Annotated in this window: 25 protein-coding genes and 4 tRNA genes; 13 read left to right on the top strand and 16 right to left on the bottom strand. The window is 68.0% G+C overall.

The window, feature by feature from the left end; translation table 11 throughout:
- Window positions 1-18: 18 nt before the first annotated feature.
- Complete coding sequence (locus ACPEH8_RS02125) at window positions 19-720, bottom strand: pirin family protein (protein ID WP_136006399.1); 702 nt, start codon at window positions 718-720, stop codon at window positions 19-21.
- 140 nt (window positions 721-860) lie between these two features.
- Between ACPEH8_RS02125 and ACPEH8_RS02130 the strand changes: the two genes are divergently transcribed.
- Together ACPEH8_RS02130 and ACPEH8_RS02135 are read left to right on the top strand one after the other, a co-directional pair.
- On the top strand, window positions 861-1796 hold the full coding sequence (locus ACPEH8_RS02130) for a LysR family transcriptional regulator (RefSeq protein ID WP_017357634.1): 936 nt from the start codon (window positions 861-863) through the stop codon (window positions 1794-1796).
- A 115-nt stretch (window positions 1797-1911) separates the two neighbouring features.
- Complete coding sequence (locus ACPEH8_RS02135; RefSeq protein WP_423665907.1) at window positions 1912-3057, top strand: alpha/beta hydrolase; 1146 nt, start codon at window positions 1912-1914, stop codon at window positions 3055-3057.
- Between the two features lie 74 nt (window positions 3058-3131).
- Here the strand turns inward: ACPEH8_RS02135 and ACPEH8_RS02140 are convergent.
- From ACPEH8_RS02140 to ACPEH8_RS02185, 10 genes are all read right to left on the bottom strand, one after another.
- A tRNA-Arg gene (locus ACPEH8_RS02140) sits at window positions 3132-3208 on the bottom strand.
- 38 nt (window positions 3209-3246) lie between these two features.
- Window positions 3247-3323 (bottom strand) — tRNA-Arg (locus ACPEH8_RS02145).
- Window positions 3324-3378: 55 nt separating this feature from the next.
- A tRNA-Arg gene (locus tag ACPEH8_RS02150) sits at window positions 3379-3455 on the bottom strand.
- A gap of 61 nt (window positions 3456-3516) precedes the next feature.
- Window positions 3517-4356 carry an alpha/beta fold hydrolase gene (locus ACPEH8_RS02155; RefSeq protein ID WP_423665909.1) on the bottom strand — a complete coding sequence of 280 codons (840 nt, stop codon included), beginning with the start codon at window positions 4354-4356 and terminating at the stop codon, window positions 3517-3519.
- Window positions 4353-5162, bottom strand: coding sequence for a bifunctional hydroxymethylpyrimidine kinase/phosphomethylpyrimidine kinase (gene thiD, locus ACPEH8_RS02160; RefSeq protein WP_017356708.1), 810 nt, complete (start codon window positions 5160-5162; stop codon window positions 4353-4355). The genes ACPEH8_RS02155 and thiD overlap by 4 nt, the downstream gene beginning before the upstream one ends.
- Window positions 5163-5205: 43 nt before the next feature.
- Window positions 5206-5877, bottom strand: coding sequence for a YoaK family protein (locus tag ACPEH8_RS02165; RefSeq protein ID WP_423665911.1), 672 nt, complete (start codon window positions 5875-5877; stop codon window positions 5206-5208).
- Between the two features lie 30 nt (window positions 5878-5907).
- Window positions 5908-6414, bottom strand: coding sequence for a hypothetical protein (locus ACPEH8_RS02170; protein ID WP_136005837.1), 507 nt, complete (start codon window positions 6412-6414; stop codon window positions 5908-5910).
- Window positions 6411-7808, bottom strand: a complete 1398-nt coding sequence (locus ACPEH8_RS02175) for a PhoH family protein (protein ID WP_153164272.1) — start codon at window positions 7806-7808, stop codon at window positions 6411-6413. Before ACPEH8_RS02175 ends, ACPEH8_RS02170 begins: the two co-directional genes overlap by 4 nt.
- An 82-nt stretch (window positions 7809-7890) precedes the next feature.
- On the bottom strand, window positions 7891-8370 hold the full coding sequence (locus tag ACPEH8_RS02180) for a peroxiredoxin (RefSeq protein WP_313275139.1): 480 nt from the start codon (window positions 8368-8370) through the stop codon (window positions 7891-7893).
- 79 nt (window positions 8371-8449) lie between these two features.
- Window positions 8450-9010 carry a glycine cleavage system protein R gene (locus tag ACPEH8_RS02185; RefSeq protein WP_017356703.1) on the bottom strand — a complete coding sequence of 187 codons (561 nt, stop codon included), beginning with the start codon at window positions 9008-9010 and terminating at the stop codon, window positions 8450-8452.
- Window positions 9011-9174: 164 nt separating this feature from the next.
- Here ACPEH8_RS02185 and dapA point away from each other — a divergent pair, with 164 nt between their 5' ends.
- Both dapA and ACPEH8_RS02195 read left to right on the top strand, forming a co-directional pair.
- Window positions 9175-10068 (top strand): 4-hydroxy-tetrahydrodipicolinate synthase, encoded by an 894-nt coding sequence (gene dapA / locus ACPEH8_RS02190; RefSeq protein ID WP_017356702.1) that lies wholly within the window; start codon window positions 9175-9177, stop codon window positions 10066-10068.
- 29 nt (window positions 10069-10097) lie between these two features.
- The gene (locus tag ACPEH8_RS02195; protein ID WP_017356701.1) at window positions 10098-10616 is read left to right on the top strand and encodes a hypothetical protein; all 519 of its coding nucleotides are present in this window, start codon (window positions 10098-10100) and stop codon (window positions 10614-10616) included.
- A gap of 85 nt (window positions 10617-10701) precedes the next feature.
- Here the strand turns inward: ACPEH8_RS02195 and fdxA are convergent, their stop codons facing one another.
- Both fdxA and ACPEH8_RS02205 read right to left on the bottom strand, forming a co-directional pair.
- On the bottom strand, window positions 10702-11025 hold the full coding sequence (gene fdxA / locus ACPEH8_RS02200) for a ferredoxin FdxA (RefSeq protein ID WP_017356700.1): 324 nt from the start codon (window positions 11023-11025) through the stop codon (window positions 10702-10704).
- A gap of 108 nt (window positions 11026-11133) precedes the next feature.
- Window positions 11134-12048 (bottom strand): SMP-30/gluconolactonase/LRE family protein, encoded by a 915-nt coding sequence (locus tag ACPEH8_RS02205; protein WP_017356699.1) that lies wholly within the window; start codon window positions 12046-12048, stop codon window positions 11134-11136.
- Window positions 12049-12302: 254 nt separating this feature from the next.
- Between ACPEH8_RS02205 and ACPEH8_RS02210 the strand changes: the two genes are divergently transcribed.
- Entirely contained in the window at window positions 12303-13724 is a 1422-nt protein-coding gene (locus ACPEH8_RS02210) for a sugar porter family MFS transporter (RefSeq protein ID WP_136005841.1), read from the top strand.
- A gap of 113 nt (window positions 13725-13837) precedes the next feature.
- Here ACPEH8_RS02210 and ACPEH8_RS02215 read toward each other — a convergent pair.
- Window positions 13838-13912: transfer RNA gene (locus tag ACPEH8_RS02215), tRNA-Glu, on the bottom strand.
- A 50-nt stretch (window positions 13913-13962) separates the two neighbouring features.
- Here ACPEH8_RS02215 and pcnB point away from each other — a divergent pair.
- The 6 genes from pcnB to pgi all read left to right on the top strand — a co-directional run bounded on the left by pcnB (window position 13963) and on the right by pgi (window position 19551).
- Window positions 13963-15342: a polynucleotide adenylyltransferase PcnB gene (gene pcnB, locus ACPEH8_RS02220; protein WP_136005958.1), complete on the top strand. Its 1380-nt coding sequence runs from the start codon at window positions 13963-13965 to the stop codon at window positions 15340-15342.
- 3 nt (window positions 15343-15345) lie between these two features.
- Window positions 15346-15834 (top strand): 2-amino-4-hydroxy-6-hydroxymethyldihydropteridine diphosphokinase, encoded by a 489-nt coding sequence (gene folK / locus ACPEH8_RS02225; protein WP_017355947.1) that lies wholly within the window; start codon window positions 15346-15348, stop codon window positions 15832-15834.
- Window positions 15835-15865: 31 nt separating this feature from the next.
- Window positions 15866-16681, top strand: coding sequence for a 3-methyl-2-oxobutanoate hydroxymethyltransferase (gene panB / locus ACPEH8_RS02230; protein ID WP_017355948.1), 816 nt, complete (start codon window positions 15866-15868; stop codon window positions 16679-16681).
- The gene (panC, locus tag ACPEH8_RS02235) at window positions 16678-17520 is read left to right on the top strand and encodes a pantoate--beta-alanine ligase (RefSeq protein WP_017355949.1); all 843 of its coding nucleotides are present in this window, start codon (window positions 16678-16680) and stop codon (window positions 17518-17520) included. Before panB ends, panC begins: the two co-directional genes overlap by 4 nt.
- Before the next feature lie 139 nt (window positions 17521-17659).
- The gene (gene panD, locus ACPEH8_RS02240) at window positions 17660-18040 is read left to right on the top strand and encodes an aspartate 1-decarboxylase (RefSeq protein WP_017355950.1); all 381 of its coding nucleotides are present in this window, start codon (window positions 17660-17662) and stop codon (window positions 18038-18040) included.
- Window positions 18037-19551, top strand: a complete 1515-nt coding sequence (gene pgi, locus ACPEH8_RS02245) for a glucose-6-phosphate isomerase (protein ID WP_136005846.1) — start codon at window positions 18037-18039, stop codon at window positions 19549-19551. The genes panD and pgi overlap by 4 nt, the downstream gene beginning before the upstream one ends.
- Window positions 19552-19588: 37 nt before the next feature.
- Here the strand turns inward: pgi and ACPEH8_RS02250 are convergent, their stop codons facing one another.
- Together ACPEH8_RS02250 and ACPEH8_RS02255 are read right to left on the bottom strand one after the other, a co-directional pair.
- Window positions 19589-20179 carry a response regulator transcription factor gene (locus tag ACPEH8_RS02250; protein ID WP_017355952.1) on the bottom strand — a complete coding sequence of 197 codons (591 nt, stop codon included), beginning with the start codon at window positions 20177-20179 and terminating at the stop codon, window positions 19589-19591.
- Complete coding sequence (locus ACPEH8_RS02255) at window positions 20176-21402, bottom strand: ATP-binding protein (protein WP_017355953.1); 1227 nt, start codon at window positions 21400-21402, stop codon at window positions 20176-20178. The genes ACPEH8_RS02250 and ACPEH8_RS02255 overlap by 4 nt, the downstream gene beginning before the upstream one ends.
- A gap of 132 nt (window positions 21403-21534) precedes the next feature.
- Here ACPEH8_RS02255 and ispG point away from each other — a divergent pair, with 132 nt between their 5' ends.
- Both ispG and ACPEH8_RS02265 read left to right on the top strand, forming a co-directional pair.
- The gene (gene ispG / locus ACPEH8_RS02260; protein ID WP_017355954.1) at window positions 21535-22800 is read left to right on the top strand and encodes a flavodoxin-dependent (E)-4-hydroxy-3-methylbut-2-enyl-diphosphate synthase; all 1266 of its coding nucleotides are present in this window, start codon (window positions 21535-21537) and stop codon (window positions 22798-22800) included.
- A complete protein-coding gene (locus ACPEH8_RS02265) occupies window positions 22781-23488 on the top strand; it encodes a phosphatase PAP2 family protein (protein WP_136005848.1) in 708 nt (235 codons plus the stop codon). The genes ispG and ACPEH8_RS02265 overlap by 20 nt, the downstream gene beginning before the upstream one ends.
- Window positions 23489-23639 lie beyond the last annotated feature (151 nt).

A 23639-nucleotide genomic window follows, 5' to 3' on the forward strand; every position in this document is an offset into this window, starting at 1 on the left:
GCGTTTCAGTGGGGGGGATTACAGCGGCAGCTCAAAGACGATCACTTCGGCATCGTTGCCATTCTCCAGCGTGACCTGCGCCTCGTCGCTGATCTGCAGCGCATCACCGGCTTCCAGGGTGATGCCGTTGACCTGGAGCTGGCCACGGGCGACCTGCACATAGGCGCCGCGACGCGGGGCCAGCGGCAGGTGCACGCGGTCATCGCCATCCAGGATGGTCGCGTAGATGTTGGCATCCTGGTGGATCAGCAGCGAACCGTCGCGGCCATCGCGCGAGGCGATCAGGCGGAGCTGGCCGCGCTTGGTGTCCGGCGCGAAGTGGGTTTCCTGGTAGCTCGGGGCGATGTTCTCCTGGTCGGGGAACAGCCAGATCTGCAGGAAGTGCACCGCCTCGTCGGCCGAGTGGTTGAACTCGCTGTGGCTGACGCCGCTGCCCGCACTCATCCGCTGCACGTCGCCATAGCGCAGCACCGAGCCGGTGCCCATCGAGTCCTTGTGCTCCAGCGCGCCGCCAAGCACGTAGGAAATGATCTCCATGTTGCTGTGGCTGTGGGTGCCGAAGCCCTGGCCGCCCTGGACGCGGTCTTCGTTGATCACGCGCAGAGGGCCGAAGCTGACATAGCGCGGGTCATAGTAGTTGGCGAAGGAGAAGGTGTGCATGGAGTTCAGCCAGCCGTGGTCGGCCTTGCCACGGGTGTTGCTCTTGCGGATCTGCAGCATGGGAATCTCCTGGGTGTTCGATGGTTTCGATGGCGGTCCGGGGCGGCGGCTGCCGCTCCCTTTCCTGTTGCGGCCAGTATCCGCTTGCGCCACGGACTTGAAAAACGGATAGTTTTGCAAGCCATCATCGAAAAATTCGAATGCTCAAGCTCAGCCTCGATGCCCTGCAGATCCTGGATGCCATCGACCGCCGCGGCTCGTTCGCCGCCGCCGGCAAGGCGCTGCACAAGGTGCCATCGACGATTTCCTACACGGTGTCCAAGCTGGAGGAGGACCTGGGCGTCCAGCTGTTCGACCGGATCGGCCCGCGCGCGCACCTGACCGCGGCCGGTGAGGCGCTGCTGGAGGAGGGGCGGCACCTGCTGCGCGCCGCGCGCGAGCTGGAAATGCGGGTGCGCCGGGTAGCGTCCGGCTGGGAGGCCGAACTGACCGTGGCGGTGGATGCGATGTTCCCCCCGGCGCTGCTGGCCGAGGACGTGCGGGCGTTCACGGCGGTGGCCGAACAGACCCGGGTGCGGCTGGTCAGTGAGGCGTTGTCCGGTACCTGGGAGGCCCTGCTGGACCGCCGGGCCGACCTGCTGGTCGGCGCGGCGGGCGAGGGGCCGAGCGGGGGCGGATACGTGGTCGAGCCGATGGGCGTGGTGCGCTTCGTCTTTGCCGTGGCGCCCTCGCACCCGTTGGCGACAGCGCCTGAGCCGCTCGGACGGGAGGTGCTGGCGGCGCATTGCGCGATCGCGGTGGCGGACTCGGCGCGCCGGCTGCTGCCGCGCACGGTCGGCCTGCTGATGGGCCAGGACACAGTGACCGTGCCCGATACGGCCAGCAAGTTCCGCCTCCAGTGCGCCGGTCTTGGCTTTGGCTTCCTGCCCGAGCCGTACGTGCGTCAGGCGGTGCGCGAGGGGCGGCTGGTGATCCGGCAGGTGGACGAGCCAAAGCCGGATGAAACCTTCTGGCTGGCCTGGCGGACCGGCGAGGAGGGCGCGGGGCTGCGCTGGTGGCGCGAGCGCATGCAGCGGCCCCAGGTGATCGAGGGCTGGTGGCCGACGATGGCGACGTGGCTCGGGCACGGCGCCTGAGCCGCCGGCCAAGCTGAACCGATGGTGCGCTGTCATGCCACCGTCATCCCGGTGCGATAGAGCGCCTGCGGCGCAGCCAGTACGCTGCCCGGCCCGTTGATGTCCGTCCACGCCCATGAAACGCCTGCTGCTGTTGCTGCTGGCCGGGGCCGGCCTGTGGCTGGCTGCCTGCTCCTCGCTGACCTCGTCCGCGTCCACGTCGCTGAGCGATCGTCTGGTCGCCCCCGGCGGCGTGTCCACGCTGCTGGATACCGCGCGCATCGCCGACGCGGTGGCGTCGGTGCCGAACCGACACGGTTTCGTCACCGGCCGCGCGGGCGTGCCGATCTTCTGGCGGGCGTTCGATCCTGGCCAGTACGGCGCGCGCTACCACTACCTGGCCCAACAGCACGACAACGGCCTGCCGCTGCAGACCGGCCTGCAGCTGGCGGTGCCGCATCCGTTCCGGCCGCAGGCGCCGCGCGGCACCGTCGTGCTCCTTCATGGGTGGATGATGAACGGCGATGCGATGCTGCCGTGGTCGCTGCAGCTGGCGCAGGCCGGCTACCGCGTGGTCACCATCGACCTGCGCAACCACGGTCAGTCCGGCGCCGGTCCGGCCGGCTATGGCACGTTCGAATCGGACGATGTGGTCGATGTGATCGGCACGCTGCGCCAGCGCGGCGAAGTCGCGGGTCCGCTGTACCTGTTCGGCGTCTCTTACGGGGCGGCCACGGCGTTGTTCACTGCCGACAAGCTGGGCGACCAGGTCACCGGCGTGGTGGCGATGGAGTCCTTTGCCAATGCCGGCGACGCGATCCGCAGCATGATTCCGCACCTGATGTCGCTGCAGCCGAGTGGCTGGAAGGCGCAGGCGGTGGCCGCGTACGGGCGCTGGCGCTACGGGGGGCAGGACATCGACCAGGTGATCGCCGCCGCCAGCCAGCGGCTGGACCTGGACCTGGACCGCGTCGATGTGGCCCGCGCACTGTCCGGTACGCAGGCCTGCGTCCTGCTGCTGCATGGCCAGGATGACCAGCATGTCCGGGTGGAGCAGGGGCGTCGGCTGGCATCATCCAGTCCGCGCGTGCACTACATCGAGATGCGCGGCGAGGACCACATCACGCTGCCGCTGCGCGTGGATCTGCTGGGCGGTGTGGTGGACGACTGGCTGGCGCACGACGACCCCGCCGGCGGTGCGTGCCCGGCGCCCGCACTGCCGGGCGCGGCGGATCGCCTGGTGATGCAGGCGGTGCGGGTGCAGGCGATGTCGCGCGGATGAGCGTCGCGCGCCGGGTTGCGGGGAGACGGCCAAAAAAAAACAGCAGCCGAGGGCTGCCGTTCTTGTCGATGCAATGGTGCGCCCGGAGAGATTCGAACTCCCGACCGCCTGGTTCGTAGCCAGGTACTCTATCCAACTGAGCTACGGGCGCATTTGCATTGTCTGATTGTAGTGCTGCACGCGATGCAGTGGTGCGCCCGGAGAGATTCGAACTCCCGACCGCCTGGTTCGTAGCCAGGTACTCTATCCAACTGAGCTACGGGCGCATGTGCATCGCGTTTTGTACTGCTGCTGCCAACGGCGGCGTTGTCAGCCTGTTGATGGTGCGCCCGGAGAGATTCGAACTCCCGACCGCCTGGTTCGTAGCCAGGTACTCTATCCAACTGAGCTACGGGCGCGTCAACAGGAGCGGAATTATGCGGATCGACGTCGCATTCGTCAACGCTTTTGTGAAGGTCTTCATTCAAATGAATGAAAAAGCGTGTCGGCAACGGCCTCCGGCGCCTTCATCCAGGCGAAGTGGTCGGCGCGTGCGCCCAGCGTGGCGGCGGACAGCACGGTCAGCGTCGATCGTACCTGCGGCAGCTTGGCCAGCAGGCCCTGCATCGACGTTGCCGGTGCCAGCCAGTCGTCGGCCATGATCACCGCCGTCGCCTGGCCGCGGACCGCGCGCATGGCGAGGTCGAGGTCCTGCGCGATGCCCTCGCCGCAGTAGTGGTTGCTCAGGCCCACGCGTGCCCAGTCGCCGATCAGGCCGCGCGCTTCGGTGCCGCCAAATCCCACGCGGCGTCCGTGCAGCACGCCTTGGCGCTGGGCCAGCCACGGCAGGAAGCGGTAGATCAGTGGCAAGGTCCAGCCGCGCGGCGCGGGGAAGGTGCGCCAGTATGGCGTGCCGCTGGCGACCAGCCAGAACCGGGCGACGACGTCCGGGTTGAGTCCGGCGAACGCGCAGGCAAGCTGGCCGCCGAGGCTGTGGCCGCCAATGATCAACGGTGCGCTGCCCTGGGCCTGCACCTGCGCCAGGCTGGCCGGCAGGTCGCGCTGGAGGATCTCGCGGTAGCCCCAGTCCTGCGTGCGCGATGGACGCAGGCTGCTGCTGCCGTTGCCGCGCCACTCATGCAGGTGCACGGCAAGGCCGCGCGCGGCGAGCGCCTCGGCCAGCGGCAGGTAGTGGCGTGCGGCCACGCCCAGTGCCGGCAGCCACAGCAGGCGCGCCTGCGGCGTGGCCGGGCGGCGCACCAGCAGGTCGGTACGATGGCCATCGTCGGACTGCACGGGCAGGGTCAGCGCATCGATCATGCAGGACGCGCCGCGCCGAAGTGATCGATCACCAGCACCTCGCTGCGGCCGGGGTAGTACCCGCTCTGCAGGCCGCGGGCCACGTAGTCGATGGCGGCCTCGCAGGCGTTCGGCACTGACAGCCCCTGGCACAACTGCGCGGCGATCGCCGACGCCAGCGTGCAGCCGGTGCCGTGGGCATCGACCGGCAGGCGCGCGTGGATGAAGTCATCGCGGGTGACGCCATCGAAGTAGCGGTCGATCACCCGTGCGCCCTCATCCAGATGACCGCCCTTGAGCAGAACGGCGCCCGCGCCGAGCGCCAGCAGCGCACCGGCGGCATCTTCGGCATCGTCGGCGGTGACAATGCGACGCCCGAGCAGCAGTTCGGCCTCCGGGATGTTGGGCGTCAGCAGCGTGGCCAATGGGATCAGGCGGGTGCGCATGGCGTGCAGCGCGCTCTCCTCCAGCAGCCTGGCGCCGCTGGTGGCCACCATCACCGGGTCGAGCACCACGTGCGGCGGGCGGTGTGTTTCCAGTGCGTCGGCAACCCGCCCGATCACCTCGGCGTTGGCCAGCATGCCCAGCTTCACCGCGTGGATTTCGAAATCGGCGAAGCAGGCATCGATCTGCGCCTGCAGGAACTCCAGCGGGGGCACATGGACGGCAGTGACGCCGCGGGTGTTCTGCGCGGTCAGCGCGGCGATCACCGACAGGCCGTGCACGCGATGGGCGGCAAAGGCCTTCAGGTCGGCCTGGATGCCTGCGCCGCCCCCGGAATCGGAACCGGCGATGGTCAGGGCGGAAACGGGAGTGGATGGGCTCATGCGCTGATTGTGCAGTGTTTGCGGCAGCGGTGCTGGCGCGCGCTCAGGGCCGTTGCAGGCGTCGCCATTGTGCGTGCAGCACGTAACCCAGGCCGGTGCCGCCGGTCAGCAGTGCCGGGGCGAGCAGGGCGTCGTAACCAACCCGCAGGAACAGCCAGGCGCCGAGGATGCCGCCGGCGAGGAAACCGCTGACGATCAGTCCGCTGAGGGTCAGGCGACGGATCGGCAGTGGCAGGCCGCGCAGCAGATGTCCCAGCCCGATCCCGAGGTCGGTGAACATGCCGCTGAGATGGGTGGTGCGCACCACGGCGCCGCTGAAGGTCGTGGCCATCGCGTTCTGCAGGCCACAGGCCATCGCGGCGGCGAGCGCACCCCAGATCTGCTGCTGCTTGAACAGCGGAATGGCGATCAGCAGCAGCAGCGATTCCAGCGTCAGCACCACGCCGTAGCGGCGGCCGAGCTGCAGGGCGCTGTCCTGCACGATCATGCCGCTGAGCATGGCCCCCAGGCAGAACGCAATGAGCAGGCCCCACAGGCGCCCGACCACGCGCCAGTCGCCCTGTGCCAGGGCCATGCCGAGCTGGCTGGTGGTGCCGGTCATGTGGCTGACCGCCTGGTGCTCGAACCCAAGGAAGCCGACCACGTTGACCATGCCGGCCACACAGGACAGCGCGATCGCGCCGACCCATACCCACGTGGGCAGCCGGATGCTCATCGGCCGTGGACGGCGTTGATCACGGGATGCTCAGCGGCCCGCAGGGGGGCCGTTGAACTGCACATCGGAGAACTGGCCGCTGGCCGGATCGAACACCGCGCCCCAGAACTGCGCACCGCCATCGCAGACGCGGATCGCCTCGCGCGCCGGATCGATGTCGCTGCCGTCGGGCAGGTGGAAAGCGTTGAGGTAGATCAGCTGGCGTCCATCGCGTTCGATGCCGACGTACTGGCGATCGAAATCGCCGGCCCTGGGCACCTGCGCCTCCAGCGAAGGCAGGGCGGCTTCAAGCTGCTCGACCTGCTGCCGGCTCGGCGCCCAGTAGCCGGTGACCCGCCCCGGCTCGCGGCCGGGGCTGGTGCGCGAGCAGGTATCCAGCACCTGGGCGGCGATCACCGGGCGGGTGACCACCCAGGACTGGCCGGCCTTGACTGCGGTCGGGATGGTGCTGCCGGGGCGCGTGTTGGACGGCGTGCACGCTGCCGCCAGCGCAGCAAGCGCCAGCGGCAGGGCGGCACGGGACAGGAAATGGTTCACAACACCTCCGAGGCGTAGTCGGCCAGGCGCGAACGCTCGCCACGGCGCAGCGTGACATGGGCGCTGTGCGGCCAGTTCTTGAAACGGTCCACCGCGTAGGTCAGGCCCGAGGTGGTTTCGGTCAAGTACGGGGTGTCGATCTGTTCGACGTTGCCCAGGCAGACGATCTTGGTGCCGGGGCCGGCACGGGTGATCAGCGTCTTCATCTGCTTGGGGGTCAGGTTCTGCGCCTCATCCAGGATCAGGTAGCGCGACAGGAAGGTGCGTCCGCGCATGAAGTTCAGCGAGCGGATCTTGATCCGGCTGGCGATCAGGTCGTTGGTCGCCGCACGCCCCCAGGCGCCGCCTTCCTGGGTGTGGGTGAGCACCTCCAGGTTGTCGGTCAGCGCGCCCATCCACGGCGTCATCTTTTCCTCCTCGGTACCGGGCAGGAAGCCGATGTCTTCGCCGACGCTGACCGTGGCGCGGGTCATGATGATCTCGCGGTAACGCTGCTGGTCCATCGTCTGCGCCAGGCCGGCGGCGAGCGCGAGCAGGGTCTTGCCGGTGCCGGCGGTGCCCAGCAGGGTGACAAAATCGATCTCCGGATCCATCAACGCGTTGAGCGCGAAGTTCTGTTCGCGGTTGCGCGCGCTGATGCCCCAGACCGCATGGCTGCCGTGGCGGAAATCATTGACCAGCGACAGGGTGACCTTGTCGCCATCGACCTTGGCCACGCGCAGCTCAACCTCGTCGTCGCCGGGCAGGTAGGCGTACTGGTTGGGATGCCAGCTCTCATCGTCACTGGCGAGGATTTCGTAACTGGTGCGGCCCTTGTCGCTCCAGCTGCGGAGGTTGTCGGTGTGCTTCTTCCAGAAATCCTCCGGCAGCTCGGTGGCGCCGGTGTAGAGCAGGCTGAAGTCGTCCAGCGCACGGTCGTTCTCGTAGTCTTCCGACACGATGCCGGCGATGGCCGCCTTGATCCGCAGGTTGATGTCCTTGGACACGAACACCACCGGGATCTCCGGGATCTGCTCCTTCAGGGCCAGAATCGCACCGAGGATGGCGTTGTCCGGGATCACCGCGCCGAAGCTCTTGCCCGCCTCGAAATGGCTGGTCTGGAAGCGCAGCAGGCCCACGCTCTGCTTGCCGCGCAGCTGCAGGCCGTTCGGGCGCTGCAGCGGGATGCCGTCGGCGAGATTGTCCAGGCCCGACGCCTGCACCAGCTCATTGAGGAAGCGGCTCACCTGGCGCGCATTGCGGCTCGCCTCGGTGGTGCCCTTCTTGCCGTTGTCCAGCTCTTCGATCACCTGCATCGGCAGGTAGACATCATGCTCCTCGAACTTGAACAGCGCGGTTGGATCGTGCATCAGCACGTTGGTATCCAGTACGTAGATGCGCTTGCCTCGGGTCATCGTCATTTCCTGGTGGCAGAACAGGGACAAGCCATCACGGCCTGCGGGGCAGGGTGATGGCCATTGGGGGGTGCCGGGTTGGTCACTGGGTTTTCGCGGCCTTCAGGGCTTCAAGGACGGATGCGGCGTGGCCGGCGACTTTCACCTTGCGCCACGACTGCACGATACGACTGTCGGGTGAGATGAGGAAGGTGCTGCGTTCGATGCCACGCACCTGCTTGCCGTACATGTTCTTCAGCCGGATCACGTCGAATGCGGTGCACAGCGCTTCGTCGGCATCGCTGATCAGCGGAAACGCGAATCCCTGCTTGGCGCAGAAGTTGTCGTGGGATCTGACCGAGTCGCGGGAGACGCCGAACACGCGCGCATCCAGGCGCGTGAAGTCCGGCAGCAGGGCATTGAAATCGATGCCCTCGGTGGTGCAGCCCGGCGTGCTGTCCTTGGGGTAGAAGTACAACACCAGCCACTGGCCGGCGAGTGCGGCGAGGGTGGTGTGTTCGCCGCCGGACAGGGCCAGCGGAAGCGCGAGGGTGGTGCTGTCCAGGGTGTCGCCGTCGTTCATGAGGTCCTTTCCGGATCCTGGGGTGCGTCTACTACAACTGCATGAAACACCGCGCGCTCGTGACGAACGCGCGAAGCCGTCAGAACTTCATCGGGTCCATGATCGCGTCCAGGTTGAGGTGGTCGCAGAACTCGAGGAAATCGTCGCGCAGTGCGGCGATGTGCATGTTGGCGGGCACGCCGATGGTGACCTGTGCGGAGAACATTTCCGCACCGGTCTGCATGGCGCGGTAACGCGTGCTCTGCAGGTTCTCGATGGTGATGCCCTGGCGGTCGAAGAAATCGGCCAGCTGGAACAGGATGCCAGGCTTGTCGGCGGCAATCACTTCCACGATGTAGGGCAGCAGGTTGGACTGCGCCTGCTTGGCACCGGTGCGGTACCAGACCAGCTTCAGGCCTTCCTCGCGCTCCAGGCGGGTGAGCATCGCTTCGAGCTTGGCGACCGAGTCCCACGAGCCGGTGGCCAGGGCGGTGACCGAGACATCACGGCCCACGGTGGCCAGGCGCGCGTCGACCAGGTTGCAGCCACTATCGGAGATCCGCCGGGTCACGGGCAGCAGGGGGGACTCCGGATGCGTCGTATAGGCGTTGATCAGGAGATGGTTTTCGGTCGGCGCAGGCCGCGGCGTGGTGTCGGTCAAGGTGGTTCCGGTAATGCAGGGTGAGTCTGAACGGCACCGGCGACGGCCCGTTCACCTGGGTCCAGCATACTTGCCCGCGCTTTCGACCCGCAAGTAACATGCAAAGTACATCCGGCCGGCGTTTAGCCCGGTCCGCCTCCCCCTCTCTTCAGAGCATCGTTTCCTTGTCCCTTTCCGGTCTCATCACCGCGCTGGCGACGCCTTTTCAGGCTGACGGCGCATTGGATCCCGACGGTTGGCAGCGCCTGCTGCACCTGCAACTGGAGGGTGGTGTCCGCGGTGTGGTCGTGGCCGGCTCGACCGGCGAAGCGGCCACCCTGTCCGACGACGAATACGACCTGCTGCTGCGCAGCGCGGTCAAGGCCGTGGGCGGCCGCATCCCGGTGCTGGCCGGGACCGGGTTGTCGGGAACCGCCAAAACCATCGAGCAGACCCGCCGTGCAGCCGCCAACGGCGCCACCCATGCGCTGGTGGTGACGCCGCCGTACGTGCGCCCGACCCAGGCCGGCCTGATCGCGCATTACCGTGCGGTCGCCGACCAGGGCGGCCTGCCGGTGGTGCTCTACAACGTGCCGGGGCGGACCGGTTGCGACATGTTGCCGGAGACCGTGGCCGAACTTGCCCGGCATCCGAACATCGTCGGCATCAAGGAAGCGGTGGGCGACACCGGCCGCGTCAACGCGCTGCTGGCGCTGCGTTCGCCCGACTTCGCCATTCTCAGTGGCGATGACGGTACTGCCGCGCGTTCGATCCTGTCCGGCGTCGATGGCCTGATTTCGGTGGGTTCCAACGTCCTGCCCGGTGCATACCGCCGCATGTGCGACCTTGCCGCCGCCGGCGAGCGCGAGGCGACCGAGTCGTGGGATGCACGACTGGAGCCGTTCCATGAATTCTGCGGTGTGGAATCCAATCCGATCCCGGTGAAGGACCTGCTGCGCCGGATCGGCATCGGCGACGGACTGCGTCTGCCCCTGCTGCCCTTGTCCGAAGCCCACCATGCCGCCGCCGGACATCTGGCCAGCGACATCGGCGCGCTCGAAGCACTATCCAGCCACTGATCGACAGTGGCCTGACCCAGGAGATTCATATGCGTCAATCCGTTTCCGCCATTCGCGTGCTGTCCTTCGCGATTCTGGCCACCGCTACCCTCGTGGGCACCACCGGCTGCTTCAAGCGCGGCGCAAAGGGCGACTACGCGCTGGCGCCCGAAGTGCGTCCGCTGGAAATCCCGCCGGATCTGACCGTGCCCAGCACCACCGGCGGCGCGCAGGTGCCGGCATTGGCCTCGCAGGCGGTCAAGCCGGCCCCGGCGGCGTCCGCGCAGGCGCCGGCCAACAATGCCGGCTTCACCGTGGCGGGCAGCAAGGAAGACGTGTTCGCCAGGCTCGGCACCGCCCTGGAGTCGGTTGACGGCGTGAAGATCGCCAGCAAGGCCCAGCTGCTGGGCTCCTATGACGTGGCCTACGAAGGCAGCGACTTCCTGGTGCGCGTGGTGGCCGTGGATGCCGGCGCGTACATCTCGGCCGTTGACCCGCGGGGCCTGCCGGCTACCGGCGCTGCCCCGGTCAAGCTGCTGGGTGAGCTGAAGGCCAAGCTGGCACCGTAAGGTGCCGGCCGGTGAGGCCGGGCGCTGCCCGGCTGCACCCGGCAGTGGTCGAAAACAAAAAAGGCGCCGTGGGCGCCTTTTTTCGTTACCGCTCCAGCAACTTGAGCTTGTCCGGCTTGCCGTCCCACTCGCCGGCATCGGCGGGTGGGTCCTTGCGCACGGTCAGCACCGGCCAGGCCTTGGCCAGCTCTGCATTGAGCTCCACGAACACTTCCTGCCCGGCGGGCACGTCGTCTTCGGGGAAAATGGCGTTGACCGGGCATTCCGGCTCGCAGAGGGTGCAGTCGATGCACTCGTCCGGGTCGATCACCAGGAAGTTGGGACCCTCATGGAAGCAATCCACGGGGCACACTTCCACGCAATCGGTGTGTTTGCACTTGATGCAGTTTTCGGTGACGACAAAAGGCATGGCTGGATCTGAATCCGACAGTGAGCCGGACAATTCTAGAACAGGTTGGCCGCTGGCGCGGGATTCGATCTCACTTGGGCGTGCAACCGCCCGCGCACGCGGCGCCGCTCACCAGCGGAACGGGGTGTCGGGGAGGCCGGCGATGCCGGTGTCCACGGCGAACACGCTGCCGGCGTGCGGGGCGGCGGCGAGTTCGTCGGGGCCGTAGTCCAGGCGTGAGCTGGTGACCATCAGGCGGGTCAGGTCGGGCCCGCCGAATGCCACGCAGGTCGGGTTCTTCACCGGCATCGGCAGGATCCGGTCGATGCGGCCATCGGCGCCATAGCGCACCACCCGCGAGGCGCGCCACTGCGCGTTCCAGAGCCCGCCCTCCGCGTCGATGATGGCGCCATCGGGTTCCCAGTGCGGCGATTCCAGCGATGCGAAGCGGCGCGGATGGCGACAGCGGGCGCTGTCTGCGTCGTAGTCGCAGCACCACAGCTCCGGCCGCACCGAATCGCAGTAGTACAGGGTGCCGCCGTCGGCGCTGAAGCAGATCGCGTTGGGAATCACGACGCCGGGCAGGCCGAGATCGCGCAGGCCGTGGCGCGCGCTGTACTGGTAGAAGCGACCCAGCGGCGCTTGCGCCGGATCTTCGTTCATGGTGCCGAACACCAGGTTGCCGGCGCGGTCGGTGCGGCCATCATTGCTGCGGGTGCTGGCCACCTCGGGCTGCACATCGGCCAGCCAGTGCAGGGTGGGCTCGCCATTGGCGGTGTCCAGGTCCATCCGCTGCAGGGACCCGGCCAGAGCGAGCAGCAACTGGCCATCCGCGCCCTCGGCCAGGCAGCCGGGACGGTCCGGCAGCGCCCACTGGCGACGGGCGTCGGTAGCGGGGTGGTACTGCCACAGGCGTCGTTCGCTGATGTCCACCCAGAACAGGCATTGGCGACGGGGCGACCACAGGGCGCCTTCGCCGTGGGTGCAGCGGCTGTCGACCAGCAGGGTGGGGATGTGGGGGTGGCGGGGAGGGGTATCCGTCATCGGCTCGGGGGTGGGGAGCAGGGGCCCTGCATTCTGCCATTGCAGGCAGGTGCTGCCTGGGCCGGGGGGCATGCGGCGGTGCACGATTGCACCGCCGCCGGCGACCCGGCCAAGATGATGGCTGCCGGTGGACAGCAGGGGGCGGGAACAGTGTGACGGCGCAGCGTAGCGGGCGGCGGGAGGCCCGCGAGAACCGCATCACCCTGTCCGCGCCGGGCTGATCCACGTCCTTCCTTTTCCTTCCGGATGCGCCCATGTCCACTGCGTCAGCCACCCTCGCCACGCGCGGGGAGAACACCGCCTTCATTGTTCTGATCAGTTGCGTGGCCACCATCGGTGGCTTCCTGTTCGGTTTCGACAGCGGCGTGATCAACGGTACCGTCGACGGCCTCAAGCAGACCTTCCACTCCAGTGAAGCCGGGATCGGCTTCGAGGTGGCCTCGATGCTGCTGGGCTGTGCGATCGGCGCGTTCTTCGCCGGGCGGCTCGGCGACCGCCTGGGTCGGCGCGGGGTGCTGATCATCGCCGCGGCACTGTTCCTGTTCTCGGCGCTGGGGGCGGGTGCGGCACACAGCTCGCTGGTATTCATCATCGCGCGGGTGATGGGCGGCTTCGCGGTCGGCGCGGCGAGCGTGATGTCGCCGGCCTACATCGCCGAGGTGGCCTCGGCGCGGTACCGGGGCCGGCTGGCCACGGTGCAGCAGATGGCCATCATCGGTGGCCTGTTCTGCGCGTTCCTGAGCAACTACCTGCTGGCGCGGGCGGCGGGCGCCTCCACCGAGGCGCTGTGGCTGGGCCAGGCGGCCTGGCGCTGGATGTTCTGGATGCAGGTGCTGCCCTCGCTGCTGTTCCTGGCCCTGCTGATGGTGATTCCGGAGAGCCCGCGCTTCCTGGTGGTCAAGGGCCGCCGGGAAGCGGCGCTGGCGGTGCTGACCCGGCTCTACGGAGCGCAGGAGGCGCGGCTCAAGATCACCGAGATCGAAGGCTCGCTTGCCCAGGACCAGCACCGCCCGCGCTTCTCCGACCTGCTCGGCAAAACCACGGGCCGGCTGCGCCCCATTGTCTGGGTCGGGATCGGCTTGGCCGTGTTCCAGCAGCTGGTCGGCATCAACGTGGTGTTCTATTACGGCGCGGTGCTGTGGCAGGCGGTCGGCTTCTCGGAGAACGACGCGTTGCTCATCAATGTGCTGTCCGGCGGGCTCAGCATCGGCGCCTGCCTGCTCACCGTGGTGCTGATCGACCGCATCGGCCGCCGTCCGCTGTTGTGGATCGGCTCGGTGGGCATGGCGGTGTCGCTGGCGCTGATGGTGGTGGCCTTCTCCAGCGGGACGCTGATGGACGGCCGGCTGCAGCTGTCCGATGCGATGGGCAGGCTGGCGCTGGTGGCGGCCAATGCCTACGTGGTGTTCTTCAACATGTCCTGGGGCCCGGTGATGTGGGTGATGCTGGGCGAGATGTTCCCCAACCAGATCCGGGGGTCGGGCCTGGCCGTGGCCGGGGCGGCGCAGTGGACCTCGAACTTCGCCATCACCGTGACGTTCCCGATGCTGCTGGCCGGCATCGGCCTGGCCGGCGCCTACGGCATCTATACCGCCGCAGCGGTGGTGTCGATCTTCTTCGTGCTGCGCTATGTCAAGGAGACCAAGGGCAGGGAGCTGGAGCAGATGGAAGGCTGACGGGGCGGCCGGACGCCGGGCCGCCCCGTGCGGCCTGGCTGGCGCAGGCGCGGCGGGTGGGCCAACGCAAAAACCCCGCCGGAGCGGGGTTTTTGGCTTTTCTGCGCGACGACTGGTGCTCCCTAGGGGACTCGAACCCCTGTTTTAGCCTTGAGAGGGCCACGTCCTAACCTCTAGACGAAGGGAGCAGGCTTTGTCGCGAACTGCGCAGCGCGCTAGTATATTGACCTAGATGCCATTGGGCAATCCCGAAACTTCAACCGGAAGCGCCAACATCAATTCCTCTGCTACATCACCGTTCAGCCTGCGCGTGATCCCGCGCGACCAGCACAACATCTCCCGCAAGGACATCAGCCCCAACGCCCTGCGCGTCCTGTACCGGCTGCGCGATTCCGGGTTCGGCGCCTACCTGGTGGGTGGTGCCGTGCGCGACCTGCTGGTGAACGGAAGCCCCAAGGATTTCGACGTCGCCACCGACGCCACGCCCGAGCAGGTCAAGCAGTTGTTCCGCAACTGCCGGCTGATCGGCCGCCGCTTCCGCCTGGCGCACGTGGTGTTCGGCCGCGAGATCATCGAAGTGGCCACCTTCCGCGCCAACATCGATGACGGCAGCGGCGACCGCGAGATGGAAAACGGCATGCTGGTGCGCGACAACGTGTACGGCAGCATCGAAGACGACGCCATCCGCCGCGACTTCACCTGCAACGCGCTGTACTACGCCATCGAAGACTTCTCGGTGCGCGATTACACCGGCGGCTTTGAAGACGTGCAGGCACGCCTGATGAAGCTGATCGGCGATCCCGAGCAGCGCTACCAGGAAGACCCGGTGCGCATGCTGCGCGCGGTGCGCCTGGCGGCCAAGCTCGGGTTCCAGATCGAAGACGCCACTGCCGAGCCGCTGCCGCGCCTGGCCAATCTGCTGTCCGAAGCCGCGCCGGCGCGCCTGTTCGAGGAAGTGCTGAAGCTGTTCCTGTCCGGGCACGGCGTGGCCAGCTTCGAAGGGCTGGAACGCTACGGCCTGCTGCAGGTGATGTTCCCGGAGAGCGCGGCCGCGTTGCGCAGCAACCGCAGCGGTGCGCTGCGCCGGATGGTGATCGAAGGCCTGCACAACACCGATCTGCGCGTGGCCAATGACGAGCCGGTGTCGCCGTCGTTCCTGTTCGCGCTGCTGCTGTGGCCGGCGTTCTGCCGCGCGCTGGCCACCCTGCAGAAGCAGGGCGTGGCACTGGAAGAAGCGCAGCGTCGCGCCGCCGATCGCGTGACCCTGCACCAGCTCACCACCATTGCGCTGCCGCGCCGGTTCTCGCTGCCGATGCAGGAGATCTGGCTGCTGCAGGGGCGTTTCAGCTCGCGCCAGCGCAAGCGCGTGTTCCGCACCTTGACCCACCCGCGCTTCCGCGCCGCGTTCGACTTCCTGGTCCTGCGCCAGGTAGCCTCCAGCGAGCACCAGGCCGATGTGGAGTTCTGGCGCGAGGCCCAGCAGCAGTCCGGCCATGAACTGGACTCCACGCTCGACGCGGCCCATGCCGATGCCGATCTGGACGGGGAAGACGGTGCGCCGCGCAAGCGTCGCCGTCGCCGTCGCCGGCCCGTCGGCGGGCCTGCCGCCAGCGAGTAAGCCGTGACCCTGGCCTGTATCGGGTTGGGCGCCAACCTCGGGGACGCCGCGCAGACCCTGCGCGATGCGTTCCAGGCGCTGGCGGCGCTGCCGCACACCACGCTGCGGGCGCGCTCGCAGTTGTATGGCACGCCGGCGTGGGGCAACGTGGACCAGCCGCCCTTCGTCAATGCCGCTGCCGTGCTGGACACCGCGCTGGCCGCCCCGGTCCTGCTGGAGGCGCTGCTGGCGATCGAGCGCGACTTCGGCCGGGTCCGCGAGCCGGGCCTGCACTGGGGTCCGCGCACGCTGGACCTGGATGTGCTGCTGTACGGTGAGGAGGTCATCGACCTGCCGCAGTTGAAGGTGCCGCATCCCCATCTGCACGAACGTGCGTTCGCGTTGCTGCCGCTGGCTGAAATCGCCGGTGAGGCGCTGATTCCAGGACGTGGCCGCGTGCGGAATGCTGCAATGCAGGTGGAGGCCTGCGGGATCGCTCCAATAGGAGGATAATGCGGGGCTTATCGCCACCGGTTATCAGCTCATGAGTACCCACGCAGACAGCAAGCCCTGGACCGTCCCCGCGCTGGCGGAGGCCAAGCGCAACGGGCAGAAGCTGGTGATGTTGACCGCTTACGATGCTGGCTTCGCGCGCAGTTTCGATGCCAACGGGGTCGATCTGATCCTGATCGGCGACTCGCTGGGCATGGTGGTGCAGGGGCACGATTCGACCCTGCCGGTCACCACCGACGACATGGTCTACCACACCCGCGCCGTGGCCCGGGTGGTGCAGCGCGCGCTGGTGATCGCCGACCTGCCGTTCGGCGCGGACGCGAGCCCGGAACGTGCCTTCGAGGCCTCGGTGCGCCTGCTGCAGGCCGGTGCCGAGATGGTCAAGATCGAGGGCGCCGGCTTCAAGCTGGACGTGATCCGTTATCTGGTCGAGCGCGAGATTCCGGTCTGCTCGCACCTGGGCCTGACCCCGCAGTCGGTGCTGCGTCTGGGCGGTTACCGCGTGCAGGGGCGTGGCGATGCTGCCCGCCAGCTGGTCGAGGATGCCAAGGCCGTGGTCGAGGCGGGCGCCACCCTCATGGTGCTGGAGTGCCTGCCCACGCCGGTGGCCGCTGCGGTCACCGCGGCCGTGACGGTGCCGACCATCGGCATTGGCGCCGGCCCGGCGTGCGACGGCCAGGTGCTGGTCCTGCATGATTTCCTCGGCCTGGACAGCGGCCATCGCCGGCCCAAGTTCGTCAAGGATTTCCTTGCCGAGGGCGGTTCCATCGCCGGCGCCGTCCGTGCCTTTGCCGACGCCGTGCGCGACGGCTCCTTCCCCGACGCAGAACACGCCTACGCCTCATGATCGACACCGTCACCGAACTGTCCCGCCTGCGCGCCGTCGTCAACGGCTGGAAGCGTGAGGGCCTGCGCGTCGCGCTGGTGCCCACGATGGGCAACCTGCACGCGGGCCACTACTCGCTGGTGACGCTGGCGCGGCAGTACGCCGACCGCGTGGTTTCCAGTGTCTTCGTCAACCCGACCCAGTTCGGCCCGAACGAGGACTTCACCCGCTACCCGCGCACGCCCGAGGCCGACACATCCGGCCTGGAGCAGGCCGGCTGCGACGTGCTGTGGCTGCCCACGGTCGAATCGATGTATCCGTTCGGCGTGGCGTTGGCCGCCAGCGTCAACGTGCCCGGCATCAGCGGGCTGCTGGAAGGCGCGCACCGCCCGGGCCATTTCGACGGCGTCTGCACCGTGGTCTCGCGGCTGTTCAACCAGGTCCAGCCGGACGTGGCCGCGTTCGGCAAGAAGGACTATCAGCAGCTGGCGGTGATCCGCCAGATGGTGGAGGACCTGGCCTTCCCGATCCAGATCGTCGGTGGCGACATCGTGCGCGAGGCCGACGGCCTGGCCATGAGCTCGCGCAACCAGTACCTCAACGCTGAGCATCGCCAGGTGTCCACCACCATCCACCAGGTGCTGCTGGCCATGCGCGAAGGATTCATCGGCGGCAAGGCACGCACCCTGATCGAGGCGGAGGCCACCGCCGCGCTGCAGGCCGCCGGCTTCCAGGTCGACTACGCCGTGGTGCGCCTGCCGGACCTGTCCGAACCGGCCGATGCCGACGATGGCACGCGGGTGGCCCTGATCGCCGCCCGCATCGGCACCACCCGGTTGATCGACAACCTGGAGTTCTGAGCCGCCGGGCGGCGGCCCGCCGGCCGCCACCCGCCGCTGCCGTCATCTGCCTGAACCGCCGGCAGCGGGCAGGGCGCACCCCCTGCCGCCTGCCGCCCGGGTGCTAGAATTTCCCTTTCCTTTACCGTTGTCGCGTGCCATGCACCTCTCCCTGCTCAAGACCAAGATCCATCGCGCCACCGTCACTCACTCCGAGCTGAACTACGAAGGTTCCATCGCCATCGATGACAACCTGCTGCAGGCCACCGGCATCCGCGAGTTTGAACAGGTGCATATCTGGGACGTCACCAACGGTGCGCGTTTCTCCACCTATGCGATCCGTGCCGAGGCCGGCAGCGGCGTGGTCTCGCTCAACGGCGGCGCGGCGCGCCACGTGCAGGTGGGCGACATCATCATCATTGCCGCCTTCGCCAGCATGAGCGAAGAAGAAGCTGACAGCTTCAAGCCGAAGTTGGTATATGTGGACGGCAAGAACCAGATCTCCCACACCAACGACACCATTCCGACCCAGGCCGCATGACACAGCACAACGGATTCGACCCGCTTCATTCCCATGCCCAGCGCCTGCGCGGCGCCAGCATCCCGTCGCTGCTTGCTGCCGAACCGGAGCGGGCACGAACGTTGGGGCTGCGGGTGGGTCCGTTGTACGTCAATTTCGCGCGGCAGAAGGTCGACCGCGCGGCGTTGGATGCGTTGCTGGACCTGGCGGCCGGATGCGATGTCGCCGGTGGCCTCCAGCGCCTGTTCCGCGGTGAAACGGTCAACGTGACCGAAGGCCGCGCGGCGCTGCATACCGCGCTGCGCGGCGACCTCAGTGGCGCACCCGTGGCGGGCGAGGCCTTCGCCACCGCCGCGCAGGTGCGGGCGCGGATGGGCGAACTGATCACGGCGCTGGAGCAGACCAACGTCACCGATATCGTCAGTGTCGGCATCGGCGGGTCGGACCTTGGTCCGCGCCTGGTCGCCGATGCGCTGCGTCCGGTGAGTGGCGCACGCTTCCGCGTGCATTTCGTATCGAACGTGGACGGCGCGGCCATGCAGCGCACGCTGGCCACGCTGGACCCGGCCACCACGGCCGGCATCCTGATTTCCAAGACCTTCGGCACCCAGGAAACCCTGCTCAACGGGCAGATCCTGCACGACTGGCTGGGCGGCAGCGATCGTCTGTACGCCGTCAGTGCCAATCCCGAACGCGCCGCCAAGGCGTTCTCGATCGCCGCCGGCCGCGTGCTGCCGATGTGGGACTGGGTGGGGGGGCGCTACTCGCTGTGGTCGGCGGTCGGCTTCCCGATCGCGCTGGCCATCGGCTTCAAGGGCTTCGAGCAGCTGCTCGACGGCGCGGCGCAGATGGACGCGCACGCGCTGAACGCACCGCTGGACCAGAACCTGCCGGTGCTGCATGCGCTGACCGATATCTGGAACCGTAATCTGCTTGGCCATGCCACCCATGCGGTGATGACCTACGACCAGCGGCTTGCGCTGCTGCCGGCCTACCTGCAGCAGCTGGTGATGGAAAGCCTGGGCAAGCGCGTGCAGCGCGACGGCAGCCCGGTCACCACCGACACCGTGCCGGTGTGGTGGGGCGGGGCGGGCACGGACGTGCAGCACAGCTTCTTCCAGGCGCTGCACCAGGGCACCAGTGTCATTCCGGCCGATTTCATCGGCTGCGTGCACAACGATGATCCCTATGTGGTCAACCACCAGGCGCTGATGGCCAACCTGCTGGCGCAGACCGAGGCGCTGGCCAATGGCCAGAGCAGCGACGACCCGCACCGCGATTACCCGGGCGGCCGCCCCAGCACCATGATCCTGCTCGACGCGCTCACCCCGCAGTCGCTGGGCGCCCTGATCGCGATGTACGAACACGCCGTGTACGTGCAGTCGCTGATCTGGAACATCAACGCCTTCGACCAGTTCGGCGTGGAGCTGGGCAAACAGCTGGCCAGCCAGCTGCTGCCGGCGCTGCAGGGCGACGCGGCCGCCATCACCGACCCGGTGACGCTGGAGCTGCTGGCCCGCCTGAAGGCCTGACCGCATCCCAACCCGTAGCGCCGACCAACGGTCGGCGCTATCTGCTGGGGTCGCGCTCGGGGCTCGGCCGCTTGGCCAGCTTGCGCTGCAGCGAACGGCGGTGCATGCCGAGCAGGCGCGCGGCGGCGGAGACGTTGCCGCCGGTTTCGTGCATGGCCTGCTGGATGTGCTCCCACTGCAGGCGACTGATCGGGGTCATCGCATCCGGTGGCTCAAGATCGCCGTCGTCGGCCGGGCCGTCGTCTTCCTCGCCCAGCGCACGCAGAATCATCGGCACTGTGGCCGGCTTGGGCAGGTAGTCGTCGGCGCCCAGCTTGATCGCCTCCACGGCGGTGGCGATGCTGGCGTAACCGGTGACCAGCAGAATGCGCATGTCCTCGCGCAACGCGCGCAGCGGCTGGATCAGCGCCAGACCGGATTCGGCGCCCAGCTTGAGATCGATCAGGGCAAAGGCCGGCGGCTGCTGACGGGCCAGCAACAGCGCCGAGGCGATGTCGCTGGCGGTGACGGTGTCCAAGCCCTTTCGCGCCAGGCTGCGCTGCAGGGTGCGCAGGTACAGTTCGTCGTCGTCGACGAGCAGGCCGTGGAGGGCCGGCGCGGTGCCGGGTACCGGAGTGTAAGGGGTCATGCGGAAGTCTCCCGGGGGGACAAGGGCAGGCGGAAGCCGACGCGGGTGCCGGCACCGTGGGCCGGACGCATCCACAGTTCGCCTTCCAGCCGCTCGATGGTGGCATGCGACAGGGCCAGGCCAACGCCCATGCCCTCGGTCTTGCCGCTGTTGAAGAGCGTGCCGGGCAGCACCGCCTGGCGCGCATCGAAACCGTGGCCGTAATCGCGGACTTCGCCGATCAGGTCCTCGCCCTGGATGCGCAGGGTGAGATCGACCTGCGGGCGCTCGGCTTTCTCACCGGCATCGGCGGCATTGTTGAGCAGCACCATCAGCAGGTGGCCGATGCCGGGATCCAGTGGCAGGTCCAGCGGGGCATCGTCATTGCGCTTGAGGGTGATGGTCGGGCGCACCAGTCGCCACTGTTCGAGTACCTGCGGCAAGGTCACCCGGTCGCGGCCGGAGCTTTCGCCCGCCGCCGGGCGGGCCAGCGCCAGCACGCGTTCGCGGCATTGCACCAGCAGCTCGCGCAGGGTCTCCACGTCGTCGCGGACCTCGCTGCTGTCGGTCTGGTCGGCGATGTCGTCGGCGAGCAGGGTCATTGTCGCCAGCGGCGTGTTGAGCTCATGCGCCACCGAGGCGGCATGCGTGGCCAGCGCGACGATGCCTTCGTTGCGCACGAAGCGCTCGCGCAGCAGCGCCAGTTCGTGCTCGCGATGGCGCAGGGCGATGGCCAGCCGGGTGGCGAACACCAGCACCACCGTGGCCGACAGCAGGAAGTTGCAGACCACGCCCCACTGGTGCATCTGCATCGCGGTGAAGTAGCCGGCCGGCAGCGGAACGCCGAACAGGCCGCTGACGGCATAGCCGATCAGACAGGCGGCGGCCACCGCCAGGGTCCAGCGCAGCGGCAGGGCGAGCGCGGCCAGGGCGATCAGAATCAGGAACAGCGAACCGAACGGATTGGCGATGCCGCCGCTCCAGCCGACCATCCAGGTCAGGACGGTGACGTCGACCAGGATGTGGCAGAACGCGGTCAGCGGCGCGGTGTCGGCGTCATGCACCCGCCATTGGGCGTAGAGATTGAACAGGGCCAGCGCCGCCACGCCGGCCCAGAGGGGGCGCTGCGACAGCTCCAGGCCCAGCACCCAGGTGGCGACAAGGATGGTGGCCGCCTGGCCGGCCACGGCCAGCCAGCGCAGACTGCACAGCGTTCGGAGGAAGGGGGCGTCGGGACCGGTCATTGCCCGCCCATCGTATGCGTTCAGCGGGCCGGCTGCCTGCGACAATCGGCCGCATCGGACGGACGGCACCGAAAATGAGTGCCGTCCAACGGCCGGCACCTACGCGCGCGCCGGGCGCGCTAAAATGCCCGGATGCACGATGCCGTTACCCGACCGACCCAACCCGCCGACACCACCGTGTGGGCCCGCCGCCAGACCCAGCCCGTCCGCATTGGCGGCGTGGTGGTCGGTGGTGGCCATCCCGTGGTGGTCCAGTCGATGACCAACACCGACACCGCCGATGTTGCCGCCAGCGTCAAGCAGGTGGCCGAGCTGTGGCGGGCCGGATCGGAAATGGTGCGGCTGACGGTCAACAACCCCGAATCGGCAGCGGCGATCCCGCGTATCGTCGAGAAGCTGCGGATGATGGGGATCGACGTCCCCCTGATCGGCGACTTCCACTACAACGGCCATCAGCTGTTGACCCAGGAACCGGCCTGCGCCGAGGCCCTGGCCAAATACCGCATCAACCCGGGCAACGTCGGCTTCGGCAAGAAGAAGGACACCCAGTTTGCCCAGTTGATCGAGTTCGCGATCCGCTACGACAAGCCGGTGCGCATCGGCGCCAACTGGGGCTCGCTGGACCAGTCGCTGGCCGCACGCCTGATGGACGAGAACAGCCAGCGCGCACAACCGTGGGATGCCGGCCGGGTGCTGCGCGAGGCGCTGATCCGTTCGGCGCTGGATTCGGCCCATACGGCCGTGGAACTGGGCCTGCCGCGTGATCGCATCGTGCTTTCGGCCAAGGTCAGCGGCGTGCAGGAACTGATCGCGGTCTATCGCGACCTGGCCCAGCGCTCGGACTTTGCCCTGCACCTGGGGCTGACCGAGGCCGGCATCGGCAGCAAGGGCATCGTCGCCTCCTCGGCGGCGCTGGCGGTGCTGCTGCAGGAAGGCATCGGCGACACCATCCGCATTTCGCTCACCCCCGAACCGGGGCAGTCGCGCACCGCCGAGGTGATCGTGGCCCAGGAGCTGCTGCAGACCACCGGCCAGCGCGCGTTCACGCCGCTGGTCACAGCCTGCCCGGGCTGCGGACGCACCACCTCCGAGTTCTTCCAGGAGCTGGCCAAGGTGGTGCAGAACCACGTGCGCGGCAAGATGCCGGAATGGAAAGTGAGCCACCCGGGCGCGGAGAACATGACCCTCGCGGTGATGGGCTGCATCGTCAACGGGCCGGGTGAATCGCGCCATGCCAACATCGGCATCTCGCTGCCGGGCACCGGTGAGACCCCGGCCGCGCCGGTGTTCGTCGACGGCGAAAAGACGGTGACCCTGCGCGGCGACAACATCGCCCAGGACTTCGTGGCGTTGATCGACGACTACGTCGAACGGACCTATGTCCGACGTGTCGGATAAGCCCACGGTGCTGGCCGCACCGGAGCCGGCCGCCGGGTTCCGCCACTGGATGGGCCACAACGCGTGGCGCTTTGTCCTGCTGTTCGTGGGCGTCCTGCTGCCGCTGGCCGGGTTTGTCGCATTGGCCGACGAAGTGCACGAACTGGAATCGATCCATTTCGACGCGCCGCTGCTGTGGAAGATGCATGGCCTGCATTCGCCCGGGCTGGACCGCTTCTTCGTGCTGCTGTCCAAGCTGGGCTACGAGTGGTTTCTGATCCCGGCCGACGTGCTCATCGTGGCCGCGCTGCTGTGGCGACGACGCTGGCGGGAAGCCAGTTTCGTGGCGATCTGTTTCGTGGGCTCGGCGTTGTTGAACCTGGGCAGCAAGCAGTTCTTCCAGCGTGACCGCCCCAGCCTGTGGGAATCGATCGCCCCGGAGAGCACATTCAGCTTCCCGAGTGGCCACGCGATGGGCTCGATGACGCTGGCGGTCACCCTGATGCTGCTGGCCTGGGACACCCGCTGGCGCTGGCCGGTGCTGATCCTGGCCGGTACGTTCGCCCTGCTGGTGAGCGTGTCGCGGGTGTATCTGGGCGTGCATTACCCGTCCGACATCCTGGCCGGGTGGTGTGCCGCCGTGGTTTGGGTGGTAGGGTGTTTCCTGGTGATGTTCCGGCGCCGCCACCCGTGGCGGCTTCGCAACTGACCCGGACACGGCACGAATCGCACCGGGGAGAGGTGCGGTGACGCGGGGAGCGTCGTTGCCGATAGGCTGAGTAAACCAGGGTTGCCTTCATTGAAAGGCAAGGGGAAGGGGCTTCCAGAAGCGGATGTGATGTCAACACCAGAATGGACGA

This window comes from Stenotrophomonas sp. NPDC077461, from assembly GCF_049545475.1.
Taxonomy (GTDB): Bacteria; Pseudomonadota; Gammaproteobacteria; order Xanthomonadales; family Xanthomonadaceae; genus Stenotrophomonas; species Stenotrophomonas nematodicola.

Bases quoted from the DNA above. Each gene is read 5' to 3' on its own strand.
- ACPEH8_RS02125 (WP_136006399.1), bottom strand. From the start codon at position 720: ATGCTGCAGATCCGCAAGAGCAACACCCGTGGCAAGGCCGACCACGGC.
- ACPEH8_RS02130 (WP_017357634.1), top strand. From the start codon at position 861: ATGCTCAAGCTCAGCCTCGATGCCCTGCAGATCCTGGATGCCATCGAC.
- ACPEH8_RS02135 (WP_423665907.1), top strand. From the start codon at position 1,912: ATGAAACGCCTGCTGCTGTTGCTGCTGGCCGGGGCCGGCCTGTGGCTG.
- ACPEH8_RS02155 (WP_423665909.1), bottom strand. From the start codon at position 4,356: ATGATCGATGCGCTGACCCTGCCCGTGCAGTCCGACGATGGCCATCGT.
- thiD (WP_017356708.1), bottom strand. From the start codon at position 5,162: ATGAGCCCATCCACTCCCGTTTCCGCCCTGACCATCGCCGGTTCCGAT.
- ACPEH8_RS02165 (WP_423665911.1), bottom strand. From the start codon at position 5,877: ATGAGCATCCGGCTGCCCACGTGGGTATGGGTCGGCGCGATCGCGCTG.
- ACPEH8_RS02175 (WP_153164272.1), bottom strand. From the start codon at position 7,808: ATGACCCGAGGCAAGCGCATCTACGTACTGGATACCAACGTGCTGATG.
- ACPEH8_RS02180 (WP_313275139.1), bottom strand. From the start codon at position 8,370: ATGAACGACGGCGACACCCTGGACAGCACCACCCTCGCGCTTCCGCTG.
- ACPEH8_RS02195 (WP_017356701.1), top strand. From the start codon at position 10,098: ATGCGTCAATCCGTTTCCGCCATTCGCGTGCTGTCCTTCGCGATTCTG.
- fdxA (WP_017356700.1), bottom strand. From the start codon at position 11,025: ATGCCTTTTGTCGTCACCGAAAACTGCATCAAGTGCAAACACACCGAT.
- ACPEH8_RS02205 (WP_017356699.1), bottom strand. From the start codon at position 12,048: ATGACGGATACCCCTCCCCGCCACCCCCACATCCCCACCCTGCTGGTC.
- ACPEH8_RS02210 (WP_136005841.1), top strand. From the start codon at position 12,303: ATGTCCACTGCGTCAGCCACCCTCGCCACGCGCGGGGAGAACACCGCC.
- panB (WP_017355948.1), top strand. From the start codon at position 15,866: ATGAGTACCCACGCAGACAGCAAGCCCTGGACCGTCCCCGCGCTGGCG.
- panC (WP_017355949.1), top strand. From the start codon at position 16,678: ATGATCGACACCGTCACCGAACTGTCCCGCCTGCGCGCCGTCGTCAAC.
- panD (WP_017355950.1), top strand. From the start codon at position 17,660: ATGCACCTCTCCCTGCTCAAGACCAAGATCCATCGCGCCACCGTCACT.
- pgi (WP_136005846.1), top strand. From the start codon at position 18,037: ATGACACAGCACAACGGATTCGACCCGCTTCATTCCCATGCCCAGCGC.
- ACPEH8_RS02250 (WP_017355952.1), bottom strand. From the start codon at position 20,179: ATGACCCCTTACACTCCGGTACCCGGCACCGCGCCGGCCCTCCACGGC.
- ACPEH8_RS02255 (WP_017355953.1), bottom strand. From the start codon at position 21,402: ATGACCGGTCCCGACGCCCCCTTCCTCCGAACGCTGTGCAGTCTGCGC.
- ispG (WP_017355954.1), top strand. From the start codon at position 21,535: ATGCACGATGCCGTTACCCGACCGACCCAACCCGCCGACACCACCGTG.
- ACPEH8_RS02265 (WP_136005848.1), top strand. From the start codon at position 22,781: ATGTCCGACGTGTCGGATAAGCCCACGGTGCTGGCCGCACCGGAGCCG.